We start from the raw sequence: 10,499 nt of genomic DNA, 5'->3' as shown, positions 1-10,499 counted from the left end.
AAACCCTGCTTTTGTCGACCGGAGGGGCCATGGCCATGCTGGGCTGCATGTGCCCACGCCCAAGAATGCTTGCCTGCACATATGGTAATACGTATATTCGGTTTTCCATATGTGCAGGCACCCCCATGATCACTCCGCCCGATGTCTTCAAGAGCCTCTCTGACGAAACCCGCGCTCGCGCCACCCTGCTTATCGCCAGCCTGGGCGAACTGTGCGTCTGCGAACTGATGTGCGCGCTGGACGACAGCCAGCCCAAGATCAGTCGCCATCTGGCACAACTGCGCAGCAATGGCATGCTGCTGGACCGCCGTCAGGGCCAGTGGGTGTATTACCGCTTGAATCCGGAGCTGCCTTCCTGGGTTCACGAGATGCTGCAGGTCACCTTGCAAGCCAATTCGCAATGGCTGGCAGACAACGCCCTTCGGCTGAAGAACATGGACGGCCGCCCCGTTCGTGATTCGGCCTGCTGCTGATCATCACCAAGCGAGATATTCATGCTACCCGCCATTGCTGTCTTCGTATTCACCCTCATATTGGTCATCTGGCAGCCCAAGGGGCTCGGGGTCGGCTGGAGCGCCGCGCTAGGCGCCCTCATCGCCCTGGCTGCAGGCGTAGTTTCCCTGCATGACATCCCTGCCGTATGGGCCATTGTCTGGAACGCCACCGCCACGTTCATCGCGGTCATCATCATCAGCTTGCTGCTGGATGAGGCGGGTTTCTTCGAATGGGCCGCATTGCATGTAGCGCGCTGGGCAAACGGCGGCGGCTACCGCCTGTTCGCCTTCTGTGTACTGCTCGGTGCCGCTGTATCGGCGCTGTTCGCCAACGACGGTGCGGCGCTGATCCTCACCCCCATCGTCATGTCGATGCTGCTCGCGCTGCGCTTTTCGCCTGCAGCGACACTGGCCTTTGTCATGGCAGCAGGCTTCATTGCCGACACGGCAAGCCTGCCGCTGGTGGTCTCCAACCTGGTCAACATCGTTTCGGCCGACTACTTCGGCCTGGGCTTCGCCGAATACGCATCGGTGATGGTGCCGGTGAATATCGCCAGCGTGGCGGCTACCCTGCTGGTGCTATTTCTGTTCTTCCGTCGTGATATCCCCAAGCAGTACGCGCTCGATGCGCTGAAGGCGCCGAGCGAGGCAATTCACGACCACGCCACCTTCAAAGTCGGTTGGTGGGTGCTGCTGGTGTTGCTTGCAGGCCTGTTCGCACTGGAACCTCTGGGTATCCCGATCAGTGCGGTGGCCGCCGTCTGTGCCGTAATCCTCTTTGCCGTGGCCGCTCGCGGTCACCGCATCTCAACCCGTCGCGTGTTGCGGGAAGCGCCGTGGCAGGTGGTGATCTTTTCTCTGGGCATGTATCTGGTGGTGTACGGCCTGAAGAACGCCGGCCTTACCGACATGCTCACCCAGCTGCTGGACTGGCTTGCCGGGCACGGACTGTGGAGCGCGGCCATTGGCACCGGGTTGATCTCCGCGCTGCTGTCCTCAGTCATGAACAACATGCCCAGCGTGCTGATCGGCGCATTGTCGATCCAGGCCAGCGGCGCAGAGGGCCTGGTACGTGAGGCGATGATCTACGCCAACGTCATCGGCTGCGACCTCGGCCCGAAGATCACCCCGATCGGCAGCCTCGCCACGCTGCTTTGGCTGCATGTGCTGGCGCGTAAAGGCATGCGCATCACCTGGGGTTACTACTTCAAGGTCGGCCTGCTGCTCACGGTACCGGTTTTGCTGATCACCCTTTCTGCTCTGGCACTGCGCCTGAGCCTCTGACGTTCGCCCCCCCAGCGGAGGAGCCCTCCATGCGAGTCCTGTTCATGTGCACGGCCAACAGCTGCCGCAGCATCCTTTCCGAAGCAATGTTCAACCACCTGGCACCGCCCGGTTTCGAGGCAGTCAGCTCTGGCAGCTTCCCCAAGGGCCAGGTGTTGCCACGCAGCCTGAGCACGTTGCAGCAGGCCAATATCTCGACCGAGGGCCTGAGCAGCAAAGGCAACGATGCGTTCGAGGGCAACCCGCCAGACATCGTCATCACCGTCTGCGACAAGGCCGCAGGCGAAGCCTGCCCGGTGTATTTCGGCCCTGCGCTGAAGTCACATTGGGGGCTGGAAGACCCGTCCGATGTCGTGGGTGACGAAGCTACGGTCGATGCGGCTTTCCGGGCCACACTGGCCCGCATCGAATCTCGCTGCCAAGCCTTCTTCGCACTGCCGTTCGATCAACTCGACCGCGCGCAGCTCAAGCACGCGCTGGATCGCATCGGCTCGCTTTGAACAGGAAAAAACATGTCCGAGCAACTGCCTAACCTCGACCTCACGCTGTTCGACCTGCCGCCTTCGGCAACCCGAGCCTGCGAACACAAACCACGCATCCTGCTGCTATACGGGTCTACCCGAGAACGCTCCTTCAGTCGCTTGCTGGTAGAAGAAGCCGCACGCCTACTGGAGCACTTCGGTGCTGAAACCCGCACCTTCGACCCGTCGGGCCTGCCGCTGCCTGACGATGTACCCGTGGAGCATCCCAAAGTGCAGGAGCTGCGTGACCTGGTGCAGTGGTCAGAAGGCCAGGTGTGGTGCTCGCCGGAGCGCCATGGGGCGATGTCGGCGGTGTTCAAGGCACAGATTGACTGGATTCCCTTGGCGCTGGGTGCGCTGCGCCCCACCCAAGGCAAGACCCTGGCCGTGATGCAGGTGTGCGGCGGCTCGCAGTCGTTCAACGTGGTCAACCAGTTGCGCGTGCTGGGCCGCTGGATGCGGATGTTCACCATCCCGAACCAGTCTTCGGTGCCCAAGGCTTATCTGGAGTTCGACGATGCCGGGCGGATGAAGCCATCGCCCTACTACGATCGCGTGGTTGATGTCATGGAGGAGCTGGTGAAGTTCACCGTCCTGCTACGCGACCGCCAGGCATTCCTGGTGGATCGCTATTCGGAGCGCAAGGAAAGCGCCGAGCAGCTATCTGAGCGGGTCAATCAGCGATCCATCTGAAGCAAAGGTGATTCAGGACAGTGGAAACGACAAGCTAGCGGCCAGCCCGCCAGCGGCTCTGTTTTCAAGACGTACCTGCCCCCCCATGCGGTCGATGATCGTCGCGACGATGGAGAGCCCAAGGCCAGCACCATTTGGGCTATTGCGGCTATAAAAGCGCTCGAATACACGAGAAAGGCTCTCCTCATCGATACCCGTCCCTTCATCCTCGACGACCAGTTCGACGCTGCTGTCCAGGCGCTTCAGTGACACGGCTATCCGCCCCCCAGGCGGTGAATGTTCTACCGCGTTGGACACCAGGTTCTGTAGCGCAATGCCCAGCGCGCCGGCGTCGATCTGCAGGTGGTGGTCCCCTTCGTCGATGTCCAGCGAGGGTTCCAGGCCACGGTCCAGTATCCATGGGGTCAGTTCAGCCAGGGTTTCGGTGACGACCTCGGCCAGGTCGACCCGGGTGCTGGCTCGCTGCCCCAGTCTTGGCTCGACGCGGGCCAATGTCAGCAACTGGTTTACCACCCGTGTGAGCCGATCGACCCCGCCCACAAGAAAGCCCAGGGCTTTCTGGCGCTCGGCATCATTGCTGGCGGCCAGCGCGTTCTGCGCGTGCAGCCGCAGTACGGCCAGAGGCGTACGCATTTCGTGGGCAGCATCGGCAATGAAGCGATGTTCACGCCGCAGCAGATCGTCGATCTGCGCCAGCAAGCGATTGATGGCGGCCTGCATGGGCTCCAGTTCAGTGGGAAGCGGTACCAGTTGCAGCGGCTCCAGCGAATCGGCATGGCGTCTGCGGATGACATTGGCCATGTTCTGCAGTGGCCTCAGCCCCCAGCCGATCGCAGCCCACACCAGCAGTGCCAACGCCAGGCTGCCAAGCAGGAACGGGAACAGCGTGTGGCGAACGATGCGGTCGATCAGGTCGTAGCGCACATCATCACGTTCACCCACCCAGATAAGCCAGTGTTTTTCCGGCACCGGCAAAACGAAGCCGCGCCATTGTTCACCGCCACTGGAAAAGTCGTAGAACCCTGGAGCAGTAGGTGGTGGGTCGATTGGCGGCGCACTGGGTGTATGCACCAGCAACGCCATGCCTTCCCCCCAGACCTGGAACGCCAGTTTGCTTTCGTAAGGGTGCCCCACCTGATGGCGCCCTGCTTTGCCCAAGGCGTCATTGAAGGCCTGATAAAGCGCATCACGCGAGCCCTCTTGTACCGGCATGCTCATGACGCCTTGCAGCAAACGCGCGTTCTGGGCCAGGTGCGCGTCATACACCTCGTTAATTTCGTGGCTGCTGTCGTGGTAGTTATAGAGCGCGAGCAAGCCGGTACCGAGCAGCAGCAAGAGCATCACGCGCCACAGCGTGCGCTGGCGAAGCGAGGTCATGCCTTGACCTCGACCAGATAGCCGATGCCGCGCACCGTGCGAATCAGGCCGTTGAACAGCTTCTTGCGCAGGTGGTAGATGTTCACCTCCAGCGTGTTGCTCTCCGGCTCTTCATCCCAGCCATACAGCAGCTGAGTCAGGCGCTCACGCGTGAATACCTTGCCGGGCTGTGCCAGCAGCTCATGCAACAGCACATACTCTTTGGGGGTGAGCACAACCTCGACGCCGTTGTATTGCACTTGCTGGGTGGTCGGGTCCAGGCTGACCCCGGCATGCTCGATCAGCACCTTGGCGCGCCCGACGCTGCGCCGCAGCAAGGCGCGCAAGCGTGCCTTGAGCTCGTTGAGGTCGAAAGGCTTGACCAGGTAATCATCGGCGCCGGCATCCAGGCCGGCAATGCGATCATCGAGGGCATCCCGTGCGGTGAGGATCAGCACCGGCAAACTGTCGCCGCCGGCGCGTAACCGCCTGAGTAGCTCGAGGCCATCCATGCGGGGCAATCCAAGATCCAGGATCACCAGGTCGAAGGTCTCGTGCTGCAACGCATGCAAGCCACTGACACCGTCGCGCAACCAGTCGAGGGTGTAGCCCTCCTGGCGCAAGCCGTCGCAGATCCCTTCCCCCAGCGCGATGTCATCCTCAACCAGCAACAGCCGCATGTTCAGTCCTGTTTGTCCTTGATGGCCTTGAGTAAAGCATCGATATCGGCACGCCGGCCCTGGTCAGCCAACTCACGCCCCGGCCGGGGCGGTGCCTGCAAGGCTTTCTGCAGGGCTGCGGTAGCTTCAGGGTAGCGCTTTTGCCGATACAGATGATCGGCCCAGAAATAGTTGCTGTCGATACCGTTGGGGTTGATCTGCAAGGCTTTGCGCAGCATCTTGTCGGCCATCTCGGCATCACCGAAACCGATAGGCCAGCCGGGCACCTGGTCATACAGCGTGCCCAGGCTGGTGTAGGCCGAACCCTGCAGGGCGTTGGGGTCCAGCTTCATGGCCTGCTCCAGGCTGGCTTTCGCCGCCTTGACCTTGCCCAGTGCACCGAGGCCACCCGTCGCCCCCGCCCAACTGCTGTTGATGATGCCCTCCCAGATCAAGGGTTCAGGTGTGCCGGGATACTGATGAACAAATGTTGCTGCATCGCCTGCCAGCTTTTCGAAGGCGTCGGCACGCTTATCCTTGGGCATTTGGTGCTGAATCTGCGCCCAGCGCTGCTGCAGATCACTCAGGCGCTGGCTGCCTGCCTGGTCCAATGCCCAGGTGAAGGGTGCAAATGCCAGCAAGCTGGCGATGAACAGACGCTTCATTGGTTCGACTCCTTGGAATGGCTACCGATATAGCGGCGAATGACGGGCAGTTGCTTGCGCAGTGCGCGGTCGACCATGCCCGGCAACATGCCGTTGATTCGCACGAAGAGCTTTTCCGGCCACCCCAGATAAAGTTCGGTGCGCTCGGATTGCACCGCCTGAAGCACAGCACGAGCGACGTCCGCCGGGTCGTCCATGCCAACTTTCAGCGCTTGATTGAGCGCAGTCGCAGCGCTGCTGTTCATCGTTGTGCGGGTCGCCCGGGGGGCGGCATACAGCACGTTCACCGTGGTATCGGCCAACTCGCGGCGCAGCGCTTCCGAAAAACCACGCAGCGCAAACTTGCTGGCGCAGTAGGTGGCGTAGCCGGGGTAGCCGATCGACCCATAGGTCGACCCGACATTCACCACCAACGCCTTGGGCTGAGCACGCAGCAACGGCAGGCAGGCCCGTGTCAGCTGCAAGGGCGCCTTCAGGTTGATGTCCAATAGCTCGTCCAGCGCATGCTCATCCAGCTGGTCGAGCAGAGCGAAGCGATTCACGCCTGCCGCGTTGATCAGCACATTGACAGCCCCCATCTCGCGTGCCCGCTCGATGACGTGTTCGCGCCCTGACGGGCTGCGCAGGTCGGCTTCCTGCCAGCGCAGCCGGTCGGGGTACCGATTCATCAGGCCAGCCAGCTTGCCCATATGCCGGCTGACCGCCAACACTTGGGCACCGGCAGCGCAGAGCTGTTCAGCCAGTTCCAGGCCTATGCCCCCACTGGCGCCGGTGAGGATCACCACGGACTCAGCCAAACGCATGATGCACCTCTTGCTGCCCGGCACGCGGCAGGCCCTGGAACATCTCGGTGTACAAGCGGTAGACGACCTTGGCCGCATGGAGGACGGCCTGCTGGTCACCGGCATCGTCGAGGCGGTCCATCAACTGTTTGTAGGTCACCATGTGGTCCTGGTCGAGCGCACCGTGCGAGCTGAGGTAGCTGAAGGCCTGGTCAGGCAGGGCCAATGTGTTCTGGATAACGCCCGCCGCCTGGGTGGCCAGGGCGATGCTGGTGCCTTCGAGCACGTTGACCATGCCGAACAACCCGACCGGGTTGCCGCGGGCGATCAGGTCGTACAGGTAGGCGACCATCAGCTCGATGGATTGCACCGGCTGGCCATCGCGCACGGTCTCCCAGTCACCGCCGCACGCTTTGATGTCGTTGAGGATCCACTGCTCGTGGCCGTATTCCTCCTCGATGTATTCGCAGACCGCGCCGCGCAGCCACTCCAGCCGTAGCGGCAATCGTGCCCCACAGGCCATCATCAGCGGCACGGTATGGCGCACATGGTAATAAGCCTGGGTCAGGAACGCGACGTAGCTGTCCAGGCTGACCTGGCCGGCCAGGGCCTCGCGGATCACCGGTACGGCGAACAGCGCCTGACGCTCTTGGGCGGTTTGTACTTGCAGGGTGTCGAAAAAGGACATTATGAACCTCACAACGAGATGTCGGATAACAGGGTGTGGTAACGCTGCAAGATCGCCTCACGTCGCGGGCGGCCATTGGCAGTCAGGGTTTCGTCAAGCGTGCTCAGAGGCACAGGTAAACGGCGCCAGGCATGCACCCGGGCGTAATCGGGCAACCGCGCGTTGCATTGCTGTACGGCCTGTTCGATGGCCTCGTCGCTGATGCCGGGATCCAGTGGCCAGAGCAAGGCAAGGTTGTTTGGCAGGGCTTCGCCATGCACGAAGGCCTGGGCGATCACGCCACTTTGGCTCAGCTCGGCTTCCACCCACTCCGGGTTGACGTTGCGCCCGAAGCTGGTAATGAACTGGTGCTTCTTGCGGCCATCCAGATACAGATAGCCATCCTCATCGAGGTGGCCTACATCGCCTGTTGCCCACCACTGCCCGGTTACAGGCGGCTCTCCCAGGTAGCCCAGCAATATCGAGCCGGCCACCAGGACTTCGCCATCGTCGGCGATGCGCACCTGCACATGCGGCAACGGCTTGCCAACGCTCCCCGGGCGTACAGCCCCTGTGCGGTTGAGCGCCACTACCGAGGCGCACTCGGACAAGCCGTAACCTTCGAACACCGGCAAACCGACCGCCTCGGCCCGCGCGAGCAGGCTTGGCGATACCCGAGCACCGCCTACCGCCACCAAACGCAGTGGGCCGACCCGCATCAGCCCACGCTCGATCGCTGTCACCAACCCCATCAGCAACTGCGGCACAAGGATCAGGCTTTGCGCCCCACTGAGGGCGATTGCGCCCAGCAGGCGCTTGAAGTCGACCTGGCTTGCCCCTCCCATCCCCAACTGCTGCTGTGGATAGAGCTGCACACAAGCGCCAGCCATGAGCGCGGCGTAGACGCCCAGGTTTTCCAGCAAAACGCCCAGTGGCAGTACCGCCAGGTATCGCTGCGGCTCGGCTGGGCGGCTGGCGGTCTCCAGCTCATGCGCCACACGCAGCATGGTTTCAGCGCTCAGGCACACGCCTTTGGGCGTGCCGGTGCTACCGGAGGTGTAAGTGATCTTGGCAGTGCCCTCAGGCAGCGCCGGGGCGACAACACTGTCACGCAGCCAGACATTAGCTGGTGCCTGCCGGTCAAAGCCAAGCGCAGTGAGCTGATCAGCCCACTGCGCCTCGCACACCACCGCCGTGACTCCGCTTTGCCGCAAGCAGTGCTGGAACTGGGCTGCGCTGAAAAACGACGGCACTGTCACACTGGCACGTTCAGCGAACAGCGCCGCCAGATCCCAGAATAGCGCTTCGGGCCCGTTATCCAGCACCACGGCGAAGGTTCCCGCAGGTTGGTTGCGCAGGCTGGCCGCGCGAGATTCGACTTCGTCGAGCAGTTGCTGGTAGGTGTAACGCTGCGCATCTCCCTGGACGGCCACGGCGTCAGGATGTTCCAGGGCGTGTTGGCGCAACAGTGCCTGAAAGGCTGTCAGTTCATGCCGCATGGCCGGTCTCCAGGGCTAACATGGGAAACCCAAGCCGCTCGAACATGCCCGCCTGCTTCAGGGCATCGAAGCCAAAGCCTATGTTGCCGGCAAATACCTGTGGTCGCTGGTCGTAGTAGGTCCCCCATTGGTCCACTTGGCCCTGCAAGCGCGCAGGATCCGCTGAGGCCAGAACAGTGGGCACCAGCCCCAGTCGCTGGAAACTGTTGAACAGTGTCGCGGCGCCCGTGAATGCCACCCACTCCAAACCGCGCATGGCCAGCAACCACGTCACGGCGATGATCATTATTCGAGCGCTGCCGGCGCTGAGCGAGGCCAGGTTGCCTACTTCTACCATGCAGTTGCGATCCGCCGAGGCACCGGTTACCCGTGAAACAGCAGATTCCAGAGGCTCGTCCAGATACCGCTCAAGGAAGAGCGGCCCTTCGCTGGCCGGTCGCATGCCTGCCGCCGCGATCAGGCGACCGTGGCTACCCTGCAAGGCAAGCAGTTCCGGCAGGTAATGTTTCACATCCGCCTGGTGCACGCTGGCAAAGCGCTCGTGTATGAAGTGCTCCAGCTCGCCGCGCCCTTGATCGCCGCTGAGGTGAAGAGAAAGATGCGCCTGATGATCGACATGGCTACCGATGGGTAACGGAAGCAAACTGTGCCATTGATGAGTCTGAGTCATGAAATTTCCCCGCCTGGGTGCGACGGAGGGAATTATCGGGGCCGAATCTGAATGCAATCTGAAGTCGGCTACTGTCGGAACGCCTTAGCCCGGCGCTCGTTCATGTGCTGCATTCACTATGATCGAGCACGACGCGTACCCAGCTCGATCCAGACGGGCGCATGGTCGCTGGCCTTGGCCTCGTTGCGCACCCATGCATCGACACCCGCCCGTTTCAAATAAGGCGCAAGCTCGTGGTTGAGCAACAGGTGATCGATTCGCAACCCAGCATTGCGGGCCCAGTGGTTACGGAAATAGTCCCAGAAGGTGTAGACACGCTCGTCCGGGTACAGATGGCGTATGGCATCGAGCCAGCCCTGGTCTAGCAGTCGTTGGTAACACGCTCGCGACTCGGGCTGCAGCAGTGCGTCCTTCAGCCAGGAACGCGGGTTGTAGATATCCATGTCGGTGGGCACGACATTGAAATCCCCTGCCAGCAGCGTGGGGTGGCCACTTTCATAGAGGCTGCGCGCATGCTGGATCAGGCATTCGAACCAGTGCAGCTTGTAATCGAACTTGGGCCCGGGCTGCGGGTTGCCGTTCGGCAGGTAGAGACAAGCGACCAACACCCCGTGTGCAGCGGCTTCCAGATAGCGGCTCTGGCTGTCCTCTTCCATGCCGGGCAAACCGCGGCGAACCTCGAGCGGATCGCTGCCCCGCACCAGAATGGCCACGCCGTTCCATGACGGTTGCCCATGATGAAGGCTGCCATAGCCTGCCGCCTCCAGCTCCGCACGAGGGAACTGCTGATCGGCCGCCTTCAGCTCCTGCAGGCAGGCGATGTCGGGCTGCTCCCGCTCCAGCCAGGCCAGCAGCGCCGGCAAACGGCTGCGGATGCCATTGATGTTGAAGGTGGCAATCTTCAGCGCTTTCATGCGTCCGGGTCGCTCACATGGGCCTGCACGGCATCTTCCAGCGCGCGGATATGCGCCTCATCGGCCAGCGCCTTGAGCGCCAACCAGTCGTCCCAATCGATGGCACCGTCGTCGCGCAGGGCCTCGGCTGTGCGAAGCAGTTCATGGTGGTAGGCATCCGGTGACGCGCGCCGGTAACTGATGTCGTCGTACTGGGCGTACCAGGCTTCAAGCGCGGCAATGTTGCGTTCGATGCTCATGAAAGCGTCCTCGCTGTACCCTTTGCTTGTCAGAACCTGGGCACAGCGCGACGTTC

General features: G+C 62.2%; 13 protein-coding genes. 4 read left to right on the top strand and 9 right to left on the bottom strand.

Annotated features, from left to right (window positions below):
• Nucleotides 1-125: 125 nt before the first annotated feature.
• From ACF8GF_RS16250 to arsH, 4 genes are read left to right on the top strand one after another with little or no spacing between them, the layout of a single operon-like run.
• Entirely contained in the window at nt 126-473 is a 348-nt protein-coding gene (locus ACF8GF_RS16250) for a metalloregulator ArsR/SmtB family transcription factor (RefSeq protein ID WP_021782273.1), read from the top strand.
• A gap of 21 nt (nt 474-494) precedes the next feature.
• Nucleotides 495-1,778, top strand: a complete 1,284-nt coding sequence (locus ACF8GF_RS16245) for an arsenic transporter (RefSeq protein WP_392462422.1) — start codon at nt 495-497, stop codon at nt 1,776-1,778.
• Between the two features lie 29 nt (nt 1,779-1,807).
• On the top strand, nt 1,808-2,278 hold the full coding sequence (locus ACF8GF_RS16240; RefSeq protein ID WP_176684069.1) for an arsenate reductase ArsC: 471 nt from the start codon (nt 1,808-1,810) through the stop codon (nt 2,276-2,278).
• Nucleotides 2,279-2,290: 12 nt separating this feature from the next.
• Nucleotides 2,291-2,992, top strand: a complete 702-nt coding sequence (gene arsH / locus ACF8GF_RS16235; RefSeq protein WP_176684070.1) for an arsenical resistance protein ArsH — start codon at nt 2,291-2,293, stop codon at nt 2,990-2,992.
• Nucleotides 2,993-3,004: 12 nt separating this feature from the next.
• Here the strand turns inward: arsH and ACF8GF_RS16230 are convergent, their stop codons facing one another.
• From ACF8GF_RS16230 to ACF8GF_RS16190, 9 genes are all read right to left on the bottom strand, one after another.
• Nucleotides 3,005-4,369, bottom strand: coding sequence for an ATP-binding protein (locus ACF8GF_RS16230; protein WP_339443188.1), 1,365 nt, complete (start codon nt 4,367-4,369; stop codon nt 3,005-3,007).
• A complete protein-coding gene (locus tag ACF8GF_RS16225; protein ID WP_010953629.1) occupies nt 4,366-5,028 on the bottom strand; it encodes a response regulator in 663 nt (220 codons plus the stop codon). The genes ACF8GF_RS16230 and ACF8GF_RS16225 overlap by 4 nt, the downstream gene beginning before the upstream one ends.
• Before the next feature lie 2 nt (nt 5,029-5,030).
• Nucleotides 5,031-5,672: a hypothetical protein gene (locus ACF8GF_RS16220; protein WP_392488701.1), complete on the bottom strand. Its 642-nt coding sequence runs from the start codon at nt 5,670-5,672 to the stop codon at nt 5,031-5,033.
• A complete protein-coding gene (locus ACF8GF_RS16215) occupies nt 5,669-6,475 on the bottom strand; it encodes an SDR family oxidoreductase (protein WP_209966572.1) in 807 nt (268 codons plus the stop codon). Before ACF8GF_RS16215 ends, ACF8GF_RS16220 begins: the two co-directional genes overlap by 4 nt.
• Nucleotides 6,462-7,142, bottom strand: coding sequence for a TenA family transcriptional regulator (locus ACF8GF_RS16210; protein WP_176684074.1), 681 nt, complete (start codon nt 7,140-7,142; stop codon nt 6,462-6,464). Before ACF8GF_RS16210 ends, ACF8GF_RS16215 begins: the two co-directional genes overlap by 14 nt.
• An 8-nt stretch (nt 7,143-7,150) precedes the next feature.
• Complete coding sequence (locus ACF8GF_RS16205; protein ID WP_392488700.1) at nt 7,151-8,620, bottom strand: AMP-binding protein; 1,470 nt, start codon at nt 8,618-8,620, stop codon at nt 7,151-7,153.
• Nucleotides 8,610-9,290 carry a thermostable hemolysin gene (locus ACF8GF_RS16200; protein ID WP_176684076.1) on the bottom strand — a complete coding sequence of 227 codons (681 nt, stop codon included), beginning with the start codon at nt 9,288-9,290 and terminating at the stop codon, nt 8,610-8,612. Before ACF8GF_RS16200 ends, ACF8GF_RS16205 begins: the two co-directional genes overlap by 11 nt.
• Before the next feature lie 116 nt (nt 9,291-9,406).
• Complete coding sequence (xth, locus tag ACF8GF_RS16195) at nt 9,407-10,204, bottom strand: exodeoxyribonuclease III (protein WP_176684077.1); 798 nt, start codon at nt 10,202-10,204, stop codon at nt 9,407-9,409.
• Complete coding sequence (locus ACF8GF_RS16190; RefSeq protein WP_392488699.1) at nt 10,201-10,443, bottom strand: hypothetical protein; 243 nt, start codon at nt 10,441-10,443, stop codon at nt 10,201-10,203. The genes xth and ACF8GF_RS16190 overlap by 4 nt, the downstream gene beginning before the upstream one ends.
• Between the last annotated feature and the right edge of the window lie 56 nt (nt 10,444-10,499).

The sequence above is a fragment of the Pseudomonas sp. yb_5 genome (genome assembly GCF_043103865.1).
GTDB classification, from domain to species: Bacteria; Pseudomonadota; Gammaproteobacteria; order Pseudomonadales; family Pseudomonadaceae; genus Aquipseudomonas; species Aquipseudomonas putida_Y.
The sequence above is the reverse complement of the archived record's forward strand: the minus strand, read 5'-3'. Positions and strand labels throughout refer to the sequence as shown.